General features: G+C 72.9%; 15 protein-coding genes and 2 tRNA genes. 6 read left to right on the top strand and 11 right to left on the bottom strand.

What is annotated here, in order from left to right; translation table 11 throughout:
* Window positions 1-9: 9 nt before the first annotated feature.
* The gene (locus GD748_RS09775) at window positions 10-1,407 is read right to left on the bottom strand and encodes a family 4 glycosyl hydrolase (protein WP_152194952.1); all 1,398 of its coding nucleotides are present in this window, start codon (window positions 1,405-1,407) and stop codon (window positions 10-12) included.
* 38 nt (window positions 1,408-1,445) lie between these two features.
* Here GD748_RS09775 and GD748_RS09770 point away from each other — a divergent pair, with 38 nt between their 5' ends.
* The 4 genes from GD748_RS09770 (at window position 1,446) to GD748_RS09755 (ending at window position 8,554) form a co-directional block, all read left to right on the top strand.
* Window positions 1,446-2,582 carry a PfkB family carbohydrate kinase gene (locus GD748_RS09770; protein WP_152194951.1) on the top strand — a complete coding sequence of 379 codons (1,137 nt, stop codon included), beginning with the start codon at window positions 1,446-1,448 and terminating at the stop codon, window positions 2,580-2,582.
* The gene (locus tag GD748_RS09765; protein WP_226921062.1) at window positions 2,579-3,874 is read left to right on the top strand and encodes an alpha/beta fold hydrolase; all 1,296 of its coding nucleotides are present in this window, start codon (window positions 2,579-2,581) and stop codon (window positions 3,872-3,874) included. The genes GD748_RS09770 and GD748_RS09765 overlap by 4 nt, the downstream gene beginning before the upstream one ends.
* Before the next feature lie 61 nt (window positions 3,875-3,935).
* Window positions 3,936-6,611, top strand: a complete 2,676-nt coding sequence (gene valS, locus GD748_RS09760; protein WP_152194950.1) for a valine--tRNA ligase — start codon at window positions 3,936-3,938, stop codon at window positions 6,609-6,611.
* 110 nt (window positions 6,612-6,721) lie between these two features.
* Window positions 6,722-8,554 (top strand): AMP-dependent synthetase/ligase, encoded by a 1,833-nt coding sequence (locus tag GD748_RS09755; protein ID WP_405002671.1) that lies wholly within the window; start codon window positions 6,722-6,724, stop codon window positions 8,552-8,554.
* 139 nt (window positions 8,555-8,693) lie between these two features.
* Here the strand turns inward: GD748_RS09755 and GD748_RS09750 are convergent, their stop codons facing one another.
* The 9 genes from GD748_RS09750 to GD748_RS09710 all read right to left on the bottom strand — a co-directional run bounded on the left by GD748_RS09750 (window position 8,694) and on the right by GD748_RS09710 (window position 17,533).
* Window positions 8,694-9,059 (bottom strand): chorismate mutase, encoded by a 366-nt coding sequence (locus GD748_RS09750; RefSeq protein ID WP_152194949.1) that lies wholly within the window; start codon window positions 9,057-9,059, stop codon window positions 8,694-8,696.
* A 9-nt stretch (window positions 9,060-9,068) separates the two neighbouring features.
* Entirely contained in the window at window positions 9,069-10,511 is a 1,443-nt protein-coding gene (locus GD748_RS09745; RefSeq protein ID WP_152194948.1) for an MFS transporter, read from the bottom strand.
* Window positions 10,512-10,657: 146 nt separating this feature from the next.
* Window positions 10,658-11,890 carry a baeRF2 domain-containing protein gene (locus tag GD748_RS09740; RefSeq protein WP_152194947.1) on the bottom strand — a complete coding sequence of 411 codons (1,233 nt, stop codon included), beginning with the start codon at window positions 11,888-11,890 and terminating at the stop codon, window positions 10,658-10,660.
* Between the two features lie 177 nt (window positions 11,891-12,067).
* Window positions 12,068-13,345: an ATP-dependent Clp protease ATP-binding subunit ClpX gene (gene clpX / locus GD748_RS09735; RefSeq protein WP_152194946.1), complete on the bottom strand. Its 1,278-nt coding sequence runs from the start codon at window positions 13,343-13,345 to the stop codon at window positions 12,068-12,070.
* A 240-nt stretch (window positions 13,346-13,585) separates the two neighbouring features.
* Complete coding sequence (locus GD748_RS09730; RefSeq protein ID WP_152195098.1) at window positions 13,586-14,233, bottom strand: ATP-dependent Clp protease proteolytic subunit; 648 nt, start codon at window positions 14,231-14,233, stop codon at window positions 13,586-13,588.
* Window positions 14,234-14,310: 77 nt separating this feature from the next.
* A complete protein-coding gene (locus GD748_RS09725) occupies window positions 14,311-14,919 on the bottom strand; it encodes an ATP-dependent Clp protease proteolytic subunit (protein ID WP_152195097.1) in 609 nt (202 codons plus the stop codon).
* Between the two features lie 224 nt (window positions 14,920-15,143).
* On the bottom strand, window positions 15,144-16,592 hold the full coding sequence (gene tig / locus GD748_RS09720) for a trigger factor (protein ID WP_152195096.1): 1,449 nt from the start codon (window positions 16,590-16,592) through the stop codon (window positions 15,144-15,146).
* Between the two features lie 169 nt (window positions 16,593-16,761).
* Window positions 16,762-17,283, bottom strand: a complete 522-nt coding sequence (locus tag GD748_RS09715) for a GNAT family N-acetyltransferase (RefSeq protein WP_193312903.1) — start codon at window positions 17,281-17,283, stop codon at window positions 16,762-16,764.
* 173 nt (window positions 17,284-17,456) lie between these two features.
* A tRNA-Pro gene (locus tag GD748_RS09710) sits at window positions 17,457-17,533 on the bottom strand.
* Between the two features lie 153 nt (window positions 17,534-17,686).
* Between GD748_RS09710 and GD748_RS09705 the strand changes: the two genes are divergently transcribed.
* Window positions 17,687-17,760: transfer RNA gene (locus GD748_RS09705), tRNA-Gly, on the top strand.
* A 252-nt stretch (window positions 17,761-18,012) separates the two neighbouring features.
* Here the strand turns inward: GD748_RS09705 and rpmF are convergent.
* Complete coding sequence (rpmF, locus tag GD748_RS09700; RefSeq protein ID WP_043496948.1) at window positions 18,013-18,180, bottom strand: 50S ribosomal protein L32; 168 nt, start codon at window positions 18,178-18,180, stop codon at window positions 18,013-18,015.
* A gap of 184 nt (window positions 18,181-18,364) precedes the next feature.
* Here rpmF and GD748_RS09695 point away from each other — a divergent pair, with 184 nt between their 5' ends.
* Complete coding sequence (locus GD748_RS09695; RefSeq protein ID WP_226921060.1) at window positions 18,365-19,000, top strand: IMPACT family protein; 636 nt, start codon at window positions 18,365-18,367, stop codon at window positions 18,998-19,000.
* Window positions 19,001-19,004 lie beyond the last annotated feature (4 nt).

Raw genomic sequence — 19,004 nt, 5'->3', positions numbered from 1 at the left:
CATCCCCCGCTACGCGTCGTCAGGGTCTGCCCCGTACTGCTCCCCCGACTCCTCGGCCGGCCAGCACGCCTCGACGAGCCGGTGGGCGACGCCCGCGGAGTCCACCAGCGGGTGGTGCGCGAAGGCCAGCCAGGCGCTGCGCCGTGACCTGGTCCGGGCGGCGTCGATGATCAGCCGCTCGCAGGCCTTCACGGCGGCCACCAGGGCGAGCCGCTCCGGCGGGAGCTGGCGCGCCACCGGCAACGGGTGCACGCCGTCGGCGTCGACACGCACGGGTACCTCGACGACGGCGTCCGCGGGCAGGCCGGTCAGCAGCGGCTGCCCGTCGGTGGCCGTGTTGGCGACGTCGAGGATCATCCGGTGCTCCTCGCCGCCGAGCAGCGCCGCCATGAGGTCCACCGCCACCTCGTGGTAGCCGCCGCCGAGGTCGGCCGCGGCCCGCTCCCCCGCCTGCTGCGTCTCGCGCTCGGTGGCCATGTAGGTGGCCTCCCGCTCGGCCAGCGTGGCACGCCACAGCTCCAGCGCCCGGGCCGGCTCCGCCGTCGCCGCGTCGTAGAAGGCGCCCTGCTGCGCCTGGAGGAACTCGCCGCGGGTGCGCTCCTGCGCGGCGATGCCCGCGACCGCCTCGCGGGTGAAGTCGTAGTAGTACAGGTACTCGTTGGGCAGCGCACCCGTGGCGCGCAGCCAGTCGGCGCCCATGAGGCGCGCCTCCTCCAGGTCCGCGAGCGCCGCGTCGTCGGCGAGCAGGCCGGGTAGGTGGTCGGTGCCGCCCGCGCGCAGTCCCTGCAGCCAGCCGAGGTGGTTGAGCCCGGCGTAGTCGACCTCCGCCTCGCCGCGGTCGAAGGCGGCCGGGTCGAGCCCGCAGCCGAGGAGGGCGCGGCGGACGAGGGCGATCGGGGTGTCGCAGATGCCCACCACCCTCTCGCCCAGGTGGCTGCGCATCGCCTCGGTGACGATCGAGGCCGGGTTGGTGAAGCTGATGGTCCAGGCACCGGGCGCCAGCGCGGCGATGCGGGCCGCGACCCGGTCGACCTCGGGCACGGTGCGCAGGGCGTAGGCGAGCCCGCCGGGGCCGACGGTCTCCTGCCCGAGGAGCCCCTCTGCCAGCGCCGTCCGCTCGTCACGCGTGCGACCCGTGGTCCCGCCCACCCGGATCGCGGAGAAGATGACGTCCGCCCCGGTGACCGCCTCGTCGAGGTCGGTGGTCGCCCGGACTGCGGGCGCGGCGCCGGGCTCCCCGAGCTCGCGGCCGAGCTGCTGCAGGACGTGGGACATCACCGTCAGCCGGTCGGGGTCGGCGTCGAGGAGGACGACCTCGCTCACGTCCACCCGGGAACGTGCGGCGGCGACTGCCTGGTAGACGAGCGGGACGCGGAAGCCCCCGCCGCCGAGGATGGTGAGGATCACCGGCCCACGCTATCCAAGGTGGCAGGATCGGGAGCACCATGAGCGCACCCACCACGCCCGCAGCCCCGCTCGACGTCCTGGTCGCCGGTCCCGTGTTCTTCGACCTCATCTTCACCGGGCTGCCCGGCGGCCCGGTGCCCGGCACCGAGGTGTGGGCGGACGGGATGGGCTCGGCGCCGGGCGGGATCGCCAACCTCGCCGTGGCCGCCTCCCGGCTCGGTCTGCGGACCGGCCTGGCCGCGAGCTTCGGGGACGACGCCTACGCCGACTGGCTCTGGACGGTGCTCGGCGAGCAGGAGGCGGTCGACCTGAGCGCCTCCCGGCGCTACCGACGCTGGCACACCTCCGTGACCGTCTCCCTCGCCCTGGACGGCGACCGTGCCATGGTCAGCCACGGCCACGCGGACCCCGAGCCGGCCGCCGCCCTGATCGCCGCCGCGCCGCCGGCGCGCGCCGTCGTCGCCGACCTCGCCGACCCCACCGAGGGCGACCCGTGGTGGCGGGCGGTCGCCGCAGCCGGCTCGCTCGTCTTCGCCGACGGCGGGTGGGACCCGTCGCAGACGTGGGACCCGGCCCGGCTGGCGATGCTGGAGGGGTGCCACGCCTTCACCCCCAACGCGGTGGAGGCGATGGCGTACACCCGCACCCGGACGCCGGCCGAGGCGGCGCGCGTCCTGGCCGAGCACGTGCCGCTCGCCGTCGTGACCCTGGGCGCCGACGGGGCGCTCGCCGTCGACGCCGCCAGCGGTGAGGAGGTGCACGTCGAGCCGCTCCGGGTCCGGGCGCTGGACGCGACAGGCGCCGGGGACGTCTTCGCCGCGGCGCTGGTCACGGGCACACTCCAGGGGTGGGACCTCACCCGCCGTCTGCGCTTCGCCGTGCTCTGCTCCGCGCTCGCGGTCCAGCACTTCGGCGGCTCCCTGGCCGCACCGGGCTGGGGCGACATCGCCGACTGGTGGGACGCCACCGTGGGCGCCGCCCGCACGGGCGACCCGGCCGCGCGCGACACCGCCGACCGGTACGAGTTCCTCACCGACGCCCTGCCCGGGCACGCCCTCTCCCGGGTGCGCCGGGCCGAGGCCACCATCGCCCGCCTGTCCGACGCGACGCCGTCCGAGGCGGGCACCGCCGACGATGCCCGCTCCACGGCCCCGACCCTGCACGGGGGGCGGTGACCGTGCAGACGCAGAGCCACCGGATCGACGGCCACGACGTCCTCGAGCACGTCCTCGACGTCCCGCTCGACCACGCCGCGCCGGGCGGCGAGCGCATCGAGGTCTTCGCCCGCGAGATCGTTCGCGACGGCGGCACCGACCGGCCGCGCCTGCTCTACCTCCAGGGCGGCCCCGGCGGGCGGGCGGACCGGCCCGCCCAGGTCTCCGGGTGGGTCGACCGGGCGCTGGAGGACTTCCGGGTCGTGCTCCTGGACCAGCGCGGCACGGGACGCTCCACCCCGGCCGACGCCCTGACCGTCCCCGCGCGCGGGGACGCCGTCGCCCAGGCCGGCTACCTCGCCCACTTCCGGGCCGACGCGATCGTCGCCGACGCCGAGGCGCTGCGCGCCGCGCTCGGCAGCGCCCCGTGGACCCTGCTGGGCCAGTCGTTCGGCGGCTTCGTCATCACGCACTACCTCGGCGCGGCGCCGCACGGCGTCCGGGCCGCACTGGTCACCGGGGGCCTGCCCGGCCTGACCGCGAGCGCCGACGACGTCTACCGCCGCACCTACGCCCAGACGGCGCGCCGCAACGAGCTGTACCTCGCGCGCTACCCCGGCGACGGCGCCCGGCTGCGCGAGGTGGCCGCGCACCTGGCCGGCACCGAGGAGCTGCTGCCGACCGGCGAGCGGCTCTCCGCCCGCCGGCTACGGCAGATCGGCATCCGGCTGGGCGCCGACCTCGGCTTCGACGCCCTGCACTACGTCCTCGAGAACCCGTTCGTGACGGTGGGCGGCACGCGCCGGCTGACGCGGGCGTTCCTCGCCGACGTCGGGACGCTGCTCTCCCACGCGACCAACCCGCTGTACGCCGTCCTGCACGAGGCGATCTACGCCCAGGGCGCTCCCACCCGGTGGGCCGCGCACCGGCTGCGCGAGGAGTGGGACGGGTTCGCCGAGGACGCCGACCCGACGGACGCCGCACGCCCGTACTACCTCACCGGCGAGCACGTCTACCCCTGGCAGCTGCGGGAGGACCCGTCGCTCGCGCCGCTGGCGGACGCCGCCGACCTGCTCGCCGACAAGGCCGACTTCCCGCCGCTGTACGACCCGGCGGCGCTGGCCGCCAACGAGGTACCCGTCGCAGCAGCCGTGTACGTGGACGACATGTTCGTCCCGTACGACCTCTCGGTGGCCACCGCCGCGGCGATCCGCGGGGCACGCCCGTGGATCACCAACGACTACGCCCACGACGGCATCCGTACCGACGGCGAGCACATCCTGGACCGGCTCCTCGCCCTCGCGGCACGTTGACCCGCCGGCAGCCCGGAGCGCGACGACAGGCACCGTCGCCGTCGTGGGAGAATCGGGCACCATGAGCGATGCATCCCTGACCACCTCCGTCGACGTCGAGACCCTCCCGGCCCCGTCGGTACCGGAGAAGGTCAGCCTGGACGGCCTCGAGGACCGCTGGAACGGCACCTGGACGCAGGCCGGCACCTACGCCTTCGACCGCACGGCCACGCGCGAGCAGGTCTACTCGATCGACACCCCGCCCCCGACCGTCTCGGGCTCGCTGCACGTCGGGCACGTCTTCAGCTACACCCACACCGACGTCGTCGCCCGCTACCGCCGCATGCGCGGCAAGGCCGTCTTCTACCCGATGGGCTGGGACGACAACGGCCTGCCCACCGAGCGCCGGGTGCAGAACTACTACGGCGTGCGGTGCGACCCGTCGCTGCCCTACGAGCCCGACTTCACGCCGCCGCACGACGGCGGCGAGGGGAAGTCGGTCAAAGCCGCCGACCAGGTCCCGGTCAGCCGCAAGAACTTCATCGAGCTGTGCGAGCGCCTGACCGCCGAGGACGAGCAGCAGTTCGAGGCGCTGTGGCGCCACCTCGGCCTGAGCGTGGACTGGTCGCACCACTACCAGACCATCGGGAAGGACGCCCAGCAGGTCGCCCAGGCCGCCTTCCTGCGCAACCTCGCGCGCGGCGAGGCCTACCAGGCGGCCGCCCCGGGCCTGTGGGACGTCACCTTCCAGACCGCCGTCGCCCAGGCCGAGCTCGAGGCGCGCGACTACCCCGGGCACTACCACAAGGTCGCCTTCCACAAGCCGGACGGCTCCCCCGTGCACATCGAGACCACCCGGCCGGAGCTGCTGCCCGCCTGCGTCGCGCTGATCGCCCACCCCGACGACGAGCGCTACCAGGACCTGTTCGGCACCACCGTCACGTCCCCGGTCTTCGGGGTCTCGCTGCCGGTGCTGGCCCACCCGGCGGCCGAGATGGACAAGGGCGCCGGCATCGCGATGTGCTGCACCTTCGGTGACCTCACGGACGTCCAGTGGTGGCGCGAGCTCGACCTGCCCACCCGGCCGGTGCTCGGCCGCAACGGCCGCATCCTCACCGAGACGCCGGAGTGGCTCGTCGACGACGGCGGCCGCGCCGCCTACGGCCAGATGGCCGGCAAGACCACGTTCTCCGCCCGCCAGGTGGTCGTGGACGCGCTGCGCGAGTCCGGCGACCTGGCCGGCGAGCCCGTCCCGACCCAGCGCAAGACGAACTTCTTCGAGAAGGGCGACAAGCCGCTCGAGATCGTCACCTCGCGGCAGTGGTACATCCGCAACGGCGGGCGCTCGTACACCGAGGCCGACGGCGCCGAGCTGCGCGAGAACCTCATCGCGCGGGGCAAGGAGCTCGACTTCCACCCCGACTTCATGCGCGTGCGCTACGAGAACTGGGTGAACGGCCTCAACAGCGACTGGCTCGTCTCGCGGCAGCGCTTCTTCGGGGTGCCGATCCCGGTCTGGTACGCCGTCGGACCCGACGGCGAGGTCGACCACGACCAGGTCCTCACCCCGGACGAGGCCGCCCTGCCGGTCGACCCGTCGATCGACGTCCCGGCCGGCTACACCGAGGACCAGCGCGGCGTGCCCGGCGGGTTCGTCGGCGAGGTCGACATCATGGACACGTGGGCGACGTCGTCGCTGTCCCCGCAGATCGCCGGCGGCTGGCTGCGCGACGAGGACCTCTTCGCCCGGGTCTACCCGATGGACCTGCGCCCGCAGGGGCAGGACATCATCCGCACCTGGCTGTTCTCCACGGTCGTCCGCGCGCACCTGGAGTTCGGCGGCCTGCCGTGGCAGCACGCGGCCATCTCGGGCTGGATCCTCGACCCGGACCGCAAGAAGATGTCCAAGTCCAAGGGCAACGTCGTCACGCCGATGGGCCTGCTCGAGGAGCACGGCTCGGACGCGGTGCGCTACTGGGCGGCCTCCGCCCGGCTGGGCACCGACGCCGCGTTCGAGGTCGGGCAGATGAAGATCGGCCGCCGCCTGGCGATCAAGATCCTCAACGCCTCCAAGTTCGCGCTGACGATGGGCGGCGACGCGGAGCTGGTGCTCGACCCCGCGGCCGTGACCGCGCCGATCGACCGCGCCATGCTCGCCGGCCTCGCCGACGTCGTGGACGCGGCGACTGCCGCGTTCGAGGCGTACGACCACACCCGGGCGCTGGAGACGACCGAGACGTTCTTCTGGACGTTCTGCGACGACTACCTCGAGCTGGTCAAGGACCGCGCCTACAACCGCGACGGCGCCCTGGCGACGGCGGATGCGGACTCCGCCCGGGCGGCGCTGGCCATCGCGGTGGACACCCTGCTGCGGCTGTTCGCCCCCGTCCTGCCGTTCGCCACCGAGGAGGTGTGGAGCTGGTACCGCACCGGCTCCGTGCACCAGGCCGCCTGGCCGACCGCCGCACCGCTGCGCGCCGCGGCCGCCGACGGCGACCCGGCCCTGATCGGCGCCACCGGGGACGCCCTGGCCGCGCTGCGCAAGGTCAAGTCCGAGGCGAAGGTCTCCCAGCGCACCACGTTCGCGCGGGTGCGCCTCCAGCTGCCGGCCGGCTCGATCGCCGCCGTCCAGCAGGCCCTGGGCGACCTGCGCGCCGCCGGCCGGGTCCGGGGCGACCTGGAGATCCTCGGCGGCCAGGACGGCGAGGGCGCCGTGGTCACCGACCACGAGCTCGACGAGGCCGAGCCGCGTCGCTGACGCCCGGCCACCGCCGTGCCGCCGCGAACCCGGCGGCACGGCCGACGAACCACCCGCACCGCGCCGGCCGACCGGGCCGGCGCACCCGCGGCGACGAGAAGGGAACACCGATGGCGCACACGCCAGGGACGACGCCGGGGCTGCCCGAGGCCCACACGCCCGGGACCGGGACGATCACCCCGGAGATGTCCATACCGAAGATCCTGGCCGGCCGGCTCGGGCGGGCGCCGGAGGAGACCATCTTCGAGCGGCAGTCGGCGCTCGGCTCCAGCTTCGTGCCGGTGACCACGCGGATCTTCGCCGAGGAGGTCCGGGCGGTCGCCAAGGGCCTGGTCGCGCTGGGCGTCGCCGCCGGCGACCGCGTCGCGATCATGAGCCAGACGAGCTACGAGTGGTCGGTGCTGGACTTCGCCGCCTGGTCGGCGGGCGCGGTGCCCGTGCCGGTGTACGAGACGTCCTCCGCCGAGCAGGTGGAGTGGATCGTCTCCGACGCCGGCGTGAAGATCCTCTTCGCCGAGACCCGCGCCCAGGCCGCGCTGGCCGAGCCCCTCGTCGAGAAGCTGCCGGACCTCCAGAAGGTCCTAGTCATCGACGAGTTCGCCCTCTCCCAGGTGGCGGCCGAGGGCACCGAGGTCGCCGACGCGGAGATCGACGCACGCACCGACGCGGTCGTGATGGACACCCTCGCCACCATCATCTACACCTCCGGCACCACCGGGCGGCCCAAGGGTGTCGAGCTCACCCACGGTAACTTCGTCGCCCTGGTGGTCAACGGCTCCGACGACGCGAACTTCTCCCAGGTGGTGCGCGGCGGGGACAAGCGCACGCTGCTGTTCATGCCGATGGCGCACGTCTTCGCCCGCTTCGTGCAGGTGCTGTGCGTGTACTCCGGCGCCGTCATGGCCCACGTGCCCAACGCCAAGAACCTGGTGGCGGACCTCGACGCGTTCAAGCCCACCTTCCTCCTCGCCGTCCCGCGCGTCTTCGAGAAGGTCTACAACTCGGCCGACGCCAAGGCCGGCTCCGGCTCGAAGCAGCGCATCTTCCGGTGGGGCGCGAAGGTCGCCATCGAGTACTCCCGGGCCCTGGACCGCCCGGCCGGGCCGTCGGCCGCGCTGAAGGCCCAGCACGCCCTGGCGAGCCGGCTCGTCTACGGCAAGATCCTCGCCGCCATGGGCGGCAACCTGGACTACGCGGTCTCCGGCGGCGCTCCGCTGGGCGAGCGCCTCGGCCACTTCTACCGCGGCCTCGGCGTCGTCGTCCTCGAGGGGTACGGCCTCACCGAGGTGGGCGCACCGACCACCGTCAACCGGCCGGGACTGGTCAAGATCGGCACGGTCGGCCCGCCCTACCCGGGGACGTCGGTGCGCATCGCCGAGGACGGTCAGGTCATGGTCCGGGGCGGGAACGTCTTCCGCGGCTACCACAACAACCCGGAGGCGACGGCCGCGGCGTTCGACGACGGCTGGTTCGTCACCGGCGACCTCGGCGCCCTGGACGAGGACGGCTACCTGCGCATCACCGGCCGGCAGAAGGAGATCATCGTGACCGCGGGCGGCAAGAACGTCGCCCCGGCCGTGCTCGAGGACCGGCTCCGCGGTCACCCGCTCGTGTCGCAGGTGGTCGTCGTCGGGGACGCCAGGCCGTTCGTCGGCGCGCTGGTGACCCTGGACGAGGACATGCTGCCCGGCTGGCTGGCCAACCACTCGCTGCCGGCGATGAGCGTCGCCGAGGCGGCCGAGAACCCGCAGGTGCTCGCCGCGCTGGACCGGGCCGTGACCCGCGCGAACGAGGCCGTCTCGCGGGCGGAGTCGATCCGCAAGATCCGGGTGCTCACCCAGGACTTCACGATCGAGAACGACTACCTGACGCCGTCGCAGAAGGTCAAGCGTGCCAAGGTGCTCGCCGACTTCGCCGACGAGGTGGAGAAGATCTACGGCTGACGGCGGGCGGTCACGACCCGGTCGGGAGGGTGCCGCGACGGCGTCGCACGCACCGCTCGGCGGCCCCGTGCGACGTGGCCCTGCGTAGGGTCTCCCGGGTGGCGGCCGGGTCGCGCGGCGCTGGGGGGCCGGGCGCCCGTCAGGCCTCGGGGCTCGCTCCGGGCGCCGCGCCGTCGCCGCTGGCGTGCGCCTCGGCGATGTCCGCGTGGTGCCGGATGACCTCCTCGACGATGAACGCGAGGAACTTCTCGGCGAAGACGGGGTCGAGGCCCGACTCCTCCGCGAGCGCCCGCAGCCGCGCGACCTGGCGGCGCTCCCGCGCGGGGTCCGACGGCGGGAGGTCCAGCCGGGCCTTGAGCAGGCCGACCTGCTGGGTGCAGCGGAACCGCTCGGCGAGGAGGTGCACGAGGGCCGCGTCGATGTTGTCGATGGTGAGGCGGGCCGAGCGCAGGCCGGCCGGGACGTCGTCGGGCTCGGTGCTGCGGTGGGTCCCCGAGGTGCTCATGCCGCGATCCTACGGTTCGGGTCGCTCGGGCTCCGCGGCCCGTCCACCGGCGGTGGCAGAGCTCTCGGCCGCCCGGACCTCGATCGCGCGTCGGGACGGTACGAGCACCGCCGCCAGCACGGCCCCGGCCAGCAGCAGGCCGGCGCACCACCACATCGCCGCGCGGTAGCCGGTGTCGAAGACGCCCGGCTGCTCGTAGTCGTCCCCGGCCAGCCCCACCATGGCGGGCAGCGCGGCGACGGCGAGGAGGCTCGCCCCGCGCGCGACGGCGTTGTTGATCCCGCTGGCGATACCGGCCCGGGCGTCGTCCACCGCCGCCAGGACGGTCGCCGTCAGCGGTGTGACCATCAGGGTGATCCCGGCGCCGAAGACCACGACGCCGGGCAGCACGTCACGCACGTAGGAGGCGTCGAACGTCACCCCGGCGAGGAGCGCGACGCCGCCCGAGGCGATCGCGGGCCCGAGCGCCATGAGCAGGCGCGGACCGGTGCGTCTCATGAGGGCCCCCACGCGGGGCGAGAAGATCAGCATGAGGACCGTGAACGGCACGGTCGCCAGGCCCGCGGCCAGGGGTGAGTACCCGGCGACCACCTGCAGCTGGAGGATGAGGAAGAACATGAGCGCACCGAGCGCGCCGTAGACCACCAGGGTCACGAGGTTGGCCGCGGTGAAGGTGCGGTCGGCGAAGAGCTCCAGCGGCAGCATGGGCGCCGGGCTGCGGCGCTCGACCAGGAGGAAGGCCGCCATGCCGAGGAGGCCGACGGCCAGCGGCAGCCAGCCGCCCTGGATGAGGGCGAAGGTGATCCCGCCGAGAGCCACCACGCCGAGTGCGGCACCGACGACGTCGAAGTGCGGGCGTGTCTCCCGGGCGGAGCCGCCGGACTCGGGGACGTGCCGCAGTCCCAGGACGATAATCACGACGGCGACCGGGACGTTGATCAGGAAGACCCAGCGCCAGGACACGGCCTGGATGATCCAGCCGCCGAGCAGCGGGCCCACCGCGGCGGCCACGCCCGACCATGCCGACCAGATGCCGATGCCCCGCGGCCGGTCGTCCGGGGACAGGCTCGCCTGGATCAGCGCGAGGCTGCCCGGGGTCAGCAGCGCGCCGCCGATGCCCTGGATCCCCCGTGCCACGATCAGCTGGCTCGCCGTCTGCGCGAGTCCGCACCCCAACGAGGCGACGGCGAACCAGGCCACACCGACGAGGAACACGCGGCGGCGGCCGAGCCGGTCCCCCAGCGAGCCGCCGACCAGGATCAGCGACGCGAGCGCGAGCATGTAGGCGTTGACCACCCACTGCAGCTCGGCGAGCGAGGCGTCGAGCTCGACCCCGATCGGGCGCAGCGCCACGTTGACGACCGTGCCGTCGAGCAGGGCCATCCCCGACGCCAGGACCGTGACGAAGACGACCCGCCGCCCTTGCGCCGATCCGAGGCTGAGGTCGGGCATGGGGGCCATGCTCCCACCAGGTGCGCGACCTGGCGAGGGCCGTGCCCGGCGGCGCCGGCAGCCCTGCCAGGCACCGCCAGCCGGCCCTGCCAGGCGGCGCCGGGCACTCCGTCCCGGGGCGCAGCCGGGCTACCGACCGGGCCCGGTCACGAGCGCGGTTCGGTGACCTCCTGGGTGCGGCCCACTCGGCTGCGGCCCTCGCGGTGCGGGTCGGCGCTCTGCGTGAAGACGTGGTCGTTCGGCGTCGCGGCGTCGTTCCACCGCAGCAGGGCCCCGACGCCGTCGGCGAGCTTGACGCTCGCCTCGTCGACGACGGTGATACCGGCGCCCTGGGCCAGCGCGGCACGGCCGAGCGCGAGGTCGGCCCGCACCTCGTGCGGGGCGGTGGCGCCCATCTCGACGACGTCCGCGTGGTTGCCGATCTGCAGGGGGTCGTCGCCGGCCCACAGCTTCTTGCCCGCGAGCGACGACGGCGGCCCGGCGACCGCCTCGGTGATGACGAGCTCGGCCACCTGACCGCGCCGCAGCACGTCGAGCACGCCGTCCCGCCCGGAGACCGCGGCGCCGTCCTGGCCGTGGATCTGCCGGAACCGGTCCAGGACGCCCTCGCGGCGGCGCAGCCGGAACTCGTCGAGGGCGGCCACCACGTTGGCCCGGAACGTCTCCGGCTTGACGCCCTCGGAGCGGGACCCGCCCTCGATGGCGGCCAGCAGCCCCTTCGCCGTCTGCCCGACCGCGTCGGCCACGAGCGCCCGGGCACGCACGTCCCCGGTCAGCAGGACGACCTCGGGACGGCGCTCGGTCACGATGCGGTCCAGCTCGTGGGCCACCGCCTCGGCGTTGCGCTCCCACGAGTCCTCCGCGCGGGACTCGTAGCGCTTGTGCGAGCGCCCCCCGGTGTTGGTCTTGGTCAGCTCGTCGTGCCCGCCCTCGTAGGACGTGCCGCCGTCGTCCGCGGTCGACGCGGTGGCCGACTCGTGGAACGTCACGTCCATCCCCGACCGGTCGACCGACGCGAGGAGGTAGCGCACGTGCTCGTCGGCCACCCGCGCCAGGGCGAACGCGTTGACGCCCTGCTCGTATAGGGCCTCGTCCGTGGCCGGCGGCGTGGCCAGGGCACAGTCCAGCAGGACCTCGCCGCGGGCGCCCACGAGCACGCGGCCGTGCTGGCCGGCGGCGTTGCTGATCGTGCGGATGCGCTCCCCGAGCGCCTCCAGGGTCGCCTCGTCGGCACCCTGTCCCTCGAGGCCCCGGCGGAGGTCCTTCCACCGCGTGAGCACCGCCTGGTTGCCCGTCTCGCTCTCCCTGGTCGCGTCCATCACGACGGTGACGAGCGGGACGTCGGTCGGAAGGTCGGCGGTGATCCGGTCAAGTCGCATCAGGCACCTCACTGAGTCGGGGACGATCTTGATGTCCCACTCTGCAGCACCCGTCCTCGCCGCGCCAGGGCTGCAGGAGCTGCGCCGCCGGCCTCCTCCGGGTCCCCGTCGGGGCGTCGGCCGCAACGAGCGACGGGCCGGCTCCCCGAGGGGAACCGGCCCGTCGTCGAGCTGGTGTCAGGCCGACTTCTCGCGCGGCGCGCGGCGCTTGGTGGCCTTCTCGCGGGGCACGAGCGTGGGGTTCACGTTCTCCAGGACGACCTCGCGAGTGACGACGACGCGGGCGACGTCGTCACGTGAGGGCACCTCGAACATGACCTCGCGGAGCACCTCCTCCATGATCGCGCGCAGCCCGCGGGCGCCGGTCCCGCGCAGCAGGGCCTGGTCGGCGATGGACTCGAGCGCGTCGTCGGTGAACTCGAGCTCGACGCCGTCGATCTCGAACATGCGCTGGTACTGCTTGACCAGGGCGTTGCGCGGCTCGGTCAGGATCCGCACGAGCGCCTCCTGGTCGAGTTTGCCGACCGTGGCGACCACGGGGAGCCGGCCGACGAACTCGGGGATGAGGCCGAACTTGTGCAGGTCCTCGGGGTGCACCTCGCCGAAGAGGTCGACCTGGGTGTCGGCCTCGCGCAGGGGCGCGCCGAAGCCGATGCCGCGCCGGCCCGAGCGGGCGGAGATGATCTCCTCCAGCCCTGCGAAGGCGCCGGCCACGATGAACAGCACGTTCGTGGTGTCGATCTGGAGGAACTCCTGGTGGGGGTGCTTGCGCCCGCCCTGCGGGGGCACCGAGGCCTGCGTGCCCTCGATGATCTTCAGCAGCGCCTGCTGCACGCCCTCGCCGGAGACGTCCCGGGTGATCGACGGGTTCTCGCTCTTGCGGGCGATCTTGTCGATCTCGTCGATGTAGATGATGCCCTTCTCGGCCTTCTTGACGTCGAAGTCAGCGGCCTGGATGAGCTTGAGGAGGATGTTCTCCACGTCCTCGCCGACGTAGCCGGCCTCGGTCAGCGCGGTGGCGTCGGCGATCGCGAACGGCACGTTGAGCATCTTCGCCAGCGTCTGCGCGAGGTAGGTCTTGCCGGTGCCGGTGGGTCCGATGAGCAGGATGTTCGACTTCGAGATCTCGATGCCGCTGTCGTCCTGACCGCTGTTCTCGCGCGCCTGGACCCGCTTGTAGTGGTTGTACACGGCGACGGCGAGCGATCGCTTGGCGCGGTCCTGGCCGACGATGTACTCCTCGAGGAACTCGTAGATCTCCCGCGGCTTCGGCAGGTCGACGAGGCCCAGCTCGCTCGCCTCGGCCAGCTCCTCGTCGATGATCTCGTTGCACAGGTCGATGCACTCGTCGCAGATGTACACGCCAGGACCTGCGATGAGCTTCTTGACCTGCTTCTGGCTCTTCCCGCAGAACGAGCACTTGAGCAGGTCCGCTCCCTCACCTGTGCGAACCACCGGGCTCCACCACCGTCTCGTCGTCTCGTCTCCGGCCGCTGCGGCCGGCTCCAACCCATTCCACACCACCAGGTGCGGTCCTGTCCTGCTCGCCGCGCGGGCATTGTCCGCGGGCCACGACCGGCACGCTCGCGAGGCGCCGACCGGCACGCCGGCGAGCCGGCGCGTGCCCCCGCACCCGACGCGCGCGCACGCCGGGTGCGGCGCCGCGAGGCACCGTACCCGGCGTGGCTGCCCGGATCAGACCTGCGGCAGGACCGCGGCCTTGCGCGACTCGAGGACCTGGTCCACGAGCCCGTAGTCCTTGGCCTGCTCGGCCGTGAGCATCTTGTCGCGCTCGATGTCGTTGCGGACCTGCTCCACCGGCGTGCCCGAGTGGTGCGCGAGGGTCTCCTCGAGCCACTCGCGCATGCGCAGCACCTCGTTGGCGTGGATCTCGATGTCCGACGCCTGGGCGTAGCCGCCGCCCTCGAGGGCGGGCTGGTGGATCATCACGCGCGCGTTGGGCAGTGCCAGCCGCTTGCCGGGCGAGCCGGCGGCGAGCAGCACCGCGGCGGCCGAAGCCGCCTGGCCCAGGCACACGGTCTGGATCTGCGGCTTGATGTACTGCATCGTGTCGTAGATCGCCGTCATCGCGGTGAAGGAACCACCGGGCGAGTTGATGTACATGGTGATCAGACCGTCGGGGTCCTGGCTCTCCAGCACGAGGAGCTGGGCCATGACGTCGTCGGCGGAGGCGTCGTCCACCTGCACGCCGAGGAAGATGATGCGGTCCTCGAAGAGCTTGGTGTACGGATCCTGGCGCTTGTAGCCGTAGGCGGTCCGCTCCTCGAACTGGGGCAGGACGTAGCGGGCGCTCGGCCCGGCGGGGGCCGTGGAGGACGGCATCCTGCCGGCCTGGGCGAAGAAGTTGGTGCTCAAGGGTGCTCCTGTGGTCGAGGGGGTCGGCGGTGTGCGGCGGCCCGTCAGTTCTTGCCGGTGCCGCCACCGCCGGGCACGGAGGCGGAGTGCTCGACGACGTGGTCGATGAAGCCGTACTCGAGAGCCTCGGGTGCGGTGAACCACCGGTCGCGGTCGGCGTCGGCGTTGATCTGGTCCACGGTCTTGCCGGTCTGCTCGGCGGTCAGCTCGGCAAGCACCCGCTTCATGTGCAGGATCAGCTCGGCGTTGATACGGATGTCGGTGGCGGTCCCGCCGATGCCGCCGGAGGGCTGGTGCATCATCACGCGGGCGTGCGGCGTCGCGAAGCGCTTGCCCTTCGCCCCGGAGGACAGCAGGAACTGCCCCATCGAGGCGGCCATCCCCATCGCGACGGTGGAGACGTCCGGTTGGATGAACTGCATGGTGTCGTAGATGGCCATCCCGGCGGTGATCGAGCCGCCCGGGGAGTTGATGTACAGGAAGATGTCCTTGTCGGGGTCCTCCGCGGCCAGCAGCATCATCTGCGCGCAGATGGCGTTGGCGTTCTCGTCGCGCACCTCCTGGCCGAGCCAGATGATGCGCTCCTTGAGGAGCCGGTTGTAGATGTTGTCGTTCAGGCCCATCCCGGCGTTCTCGACCCTTGCCTGCGGCATCTGCTCGCTCACGTGCACGCTCCTTCGTCGCCGGGGTCGCACGACCCCGGCCGTCTCGGCCTGTTGTGGTCCGTTCCAGCGACACTAACGCCGCGGCGCCGCCAAACCTCGCCCCAGCCGTCGCTTTTCGCTCACGGCGCACGGCCCCGGGGCGACGGCGGCCCCCGGGTGCGCGACGGGCCCGGCACCACGTGGTGCCGGGCCCGCGGGCGGTGCGGTGCCGCCTACTTCTCGTCGGCGTCCTCGGCCTCGTCGGCGGAGTCGGCGGACGCCGGGGAGTCGGGCGAGTCCGGCGAGTCGGCGGACTCGGCACTCTCGGCGGACTCAGCACTCTCGGCGGACTCGGCGGACTCTGCCTCGGCGACCTCGGCCTCAGGACCGGCGGCGTCGAGCTCGTCCGAGCCGATGTACTCGCTCAGGTCCACGACGTTGCCCGAGCCGTCCTTGACGGTGACGTTGCGCAGCGCGACGGCGAGCGCCTTGTTGCGGGCGATCTCCCCCATGAAGGCCTGGAGCTGCCCGGCCTGCGAGGCGGCCTGGATGAACTGGTTCGGCTCCATGCCGTACTGCTGGGCGCTGGAGACGAGGAACTCGAGGAGCTCGTTCTGCGTGACGCCGACGGAGAGCTTCTCCACCAGTGTGTCCAGGAGCATCTGGTCGCGGAGCAGGTCGGTGACCTCCTCGCGGACCTCCTCGCCGTGCGGGTCGTCGGCCGGCTTGCCCTCGGCCTCGAGGTGGCGGCCGATCTCGGCGTCGACGACGCCGGCGGGGACGGGGATGTCCAGCTCGCCGTGCAGGCGCTCGAGCAGCAGGTCGCGGGCCTTGACGGCCTGGTCGGCGCCGCGGTCCTTGGCGGCCTGACCGCGCAGGTCCTCGCGCAGCTCGTCGATCGTGTCGAACTCGGAGGCGAGCTGGGCGAAGTCGTCGTCCACCTCGGGCAGGTCGCGCTCCTTGACGGCGGTCGGGGTCACGGTGACCTCGGCCTCCTCGCCGGCGTGCTCGCCGCCGGCCAGGGCGGTGGTGAAGGTGGTGGTCTCGCCGGCGGAGCGGCCGGTGAGGGCCTCGTCCAGCCCGTCGAGCATGTTGCCGGCACCGATCTGGTAGGAGACGCCGGAGACGGAGTCGACCTCCTCCTCGCCGACCTTCGCCGAGAGGTCGATCACGACGTAGTCACCCTCGGCCGCGGGGCGGTCCACGCCGACGAGGGAGCCGAAGCGCTCGCGCAGCTCGTCCAGCTTGGCGGCGACGTCCTCGTCGGTGACGGCGGCGTCCTCGACGGTGATCTCGATGCCGTCGAGGTCGGGCAGGGTGATCTCGGGACGCACGTCGACCTCGGCCTCGAAGACCAGCTGGCCGCCGGGGGTGCCGGTCACGGCCGGGATCTCGGTGACGTTGATGCTCGGCTGCCCCATCGGCCGGACCTCGGTCTCGGCGACGGCCTGGTTGTAGAAGTCCGGCACGGCGTCGTTGACGGCGTGCTCGATGACGGCGCCGCGACCGACGCGCTGCTCGAGGACGCGCGGCGGGACCTTGCCCTTGCGGAAGCCGGGCACGTTGACCTGCTCGGCGATGTGGGAGTAGGCGTGGTCGAGGCTCGGCTTGAGCTCGTCGTACGACACCTCCACGGTCAGCTTGACCCGGGTGGGCTCAAGGTTCTCGACGGCGCTCTTCACTGCGGTGCTCTCCACTCATCGGATGATTCGGTGCGGTCCCGCCCGGGGCGGCGGGGAAGTTCTGGCGTACGCACGGCGTGCCGAGACGCACGGACCGACCAATCTTAGGGCACGGCACCCCTTGCCGGCACACCGGCACCTCGCGGCCGGGGGCAGGACGGAGTCCGGGTCAGCCCGGTGCCACGCGCTGGAACAGGGCGAAGTCCTGCCACCGGCCGGCGATCTTGAGGTAGTCGGGGGCGACGCCGATCTGCGCGAACCCGTTCCGTTCGAGCACCCGTCGGGACCGGTGGTTGTGCAGCAGGGTCTCGGCCTGGACCCGGTGCAGCCCGAGCTCGTCGAAGGCGACCCTGGTGATCTCGCCCACGGCCGCCGTCGCCAGGCCACGTCCGTTGCTGGCGGAGTCGACCCAGTACCCCACGCTGCAGGACTGGAAGGCGGCGCGCACGATCCCGTTGAGGGTGATCCGGCCGACGACGTCGCCGGTCGGACCGAGGATGACGTGCGGCAGCATCGCGCCCTGCGCGGACCGCGCGAGCGCGTCCTCGACGAGTGCCCGTTGTCCGTCGACGGTGAAGTAGTGGTCGTCACGCTCCGGCTCCCACGGGGCGAGGAACTCGCGGTTCGTCCGGAGCAGCTCCGTCAGGAGCGGGACGTCCTCGAGCGTGACGAGACGGGTGACGGGTGGCACCCACCCATCCTGGCAACCACCGTGCGACGGCGCCGTCGGAGAGCTCCGCCCTGGCTTCATCGAGACGGACCTCCGCCCCGGCCTCGTGAGGTCGAGAGCGCCGCCACGGCCACGGCCTCGTGAAGCTGCGGCCACGGCCTCGAGGTCGAGAGCTCCGTCCCGGCCTCGCGAACTGGTCGGGATGGACGGATTCGAACCGACGACCTTCCGCTCCCAAAGCGGACGCGCTACCAAGCTGCGCCACATCCCGGCGCGCCGGACGGGCGGCGCCACCGGGATTCTACGGGTTGCGACAGCTTCGCCAGGACACCCCCGGCCCGCCGCACACACCGCGGTGCGGGCAACCCCTGTGTCATGGGTGCCGGCCGACTCTGGTTAGAATCCTCGTGCGGCTCAGGCCCGCGCGGGTGTAGCTCAATGGTAGAGCCTCTGCCTTCCAAGCAGATGGTGCGAGTTCGATTCTCGTCACCCGCTCCAGCTCGACCTCCTCGACCGGCGACCTGCGGTCGTCGCCCGCCTACAGGCGGCTCTCGGAGTGCGGCCCGCGCTCCGGCAGCGTCCGGCACGCCGTCCGACGGCTGCCTCCTCGTCGCGGCGGTCTTTCCGCCGCCGCGACGTGCCCGGCAGCGAACGCGAAGACAATGGCCCCTCACCGGCCCCTTTCCGAGAACGACGAAGGCCCCCTCACCGAAGTGAGAGGGCCTGCGTGCACCAGTGGCGCGGCGAGGATCAGTCCTCGACCAGCATGCCCTTCTGGTAAGCCTTGGCGAGCCGCCGCGGCACCTTGACCTCGCGGCCCTGGACGCGGACGGCGACGAGCTCGGTGAGCTCGGCCTTCCACTGGGACCGGCGAGAGCGGGTGTTGCTGCGGGACATCTTGCGCTTGGGAACTGCCATGCCCTTGCCGCTCCTTCCGTGTGTAGAGGGGATTCTTGCCGACGCATACCTTCCCACGAGAAGGGGTCGCGTGGCCAACCGGAGCAGTCTACCCCGGGTGTGACGTTGCCGACCCACACGGACCGGCGCAGACCTGGGTTGCCCGGTCGCCACCCCCGGTCGGTCGAGCGGCGATACTACGGGTGTGACCGACCTGCGACTCGCCCGTGGGGCCGACGTGCGCGCGGAGATCGAGGTCCGTCGCTCGCGCTTCCTCACGCTGCTGCGTCGCGTCGACGACGAGGACGCCGCCCGCGCCCTGGTCGCCGACGCCCGGTCCCGCTACCCGGACGCCCGGCACCACTGCTCGGCCTTCGTCGTCGACGTCGCCGGCGCCAACCCGGTCGAACGTTCCTCCGACGACGGCGAGCCCGCCGGCACCGCCGGGATGCCGATGCTCGAGGTGCTGCGCGGGTCGGGGATGAGCGACGTCGCGGCGGTGGTCGTGCGCTGGTTCGGCGGCGTCAAGCTCGGCACGGGCGGGCTGGTGCGGGCCTACTCCGACGCCGTGCAGGCCGCCCTCGACGTCGCCCCCGTCGTCAGGCTCGAGCGCCTCGACCTGTGGGAGGTCGACCTCGAGCACGCCGACGCCGGACGCATCGAGGCCGAGCTGCACGGTCGCGGCCTGACCGTGCAGGACGTCGCCTACGCCGCAACCGGGGTGCGGGTCACCGTGGCCACCGACGACGGCGACGCCCTCGTCTCGCTGCTCGCCACGCTCACCTCGGGCGCTGCGAGCCCGCGCCGGGTAGGGACCACTGTCGTCGAGCACCCACGCTGAAGCG

Source organism: Georgenia subflava (assembly GCF_009193155.1).
In the GTDB taxonomy this organism is placed as follows: domain Bacteria; phylum Actinomycetota; class Actinomycetes; order Actinomycetales; family Actinomycetaceae; genus Georgenia; species Georgenia subflava.
This window is presented reverse-complemented; position numbering and strand designations above follow the sequence as displayed.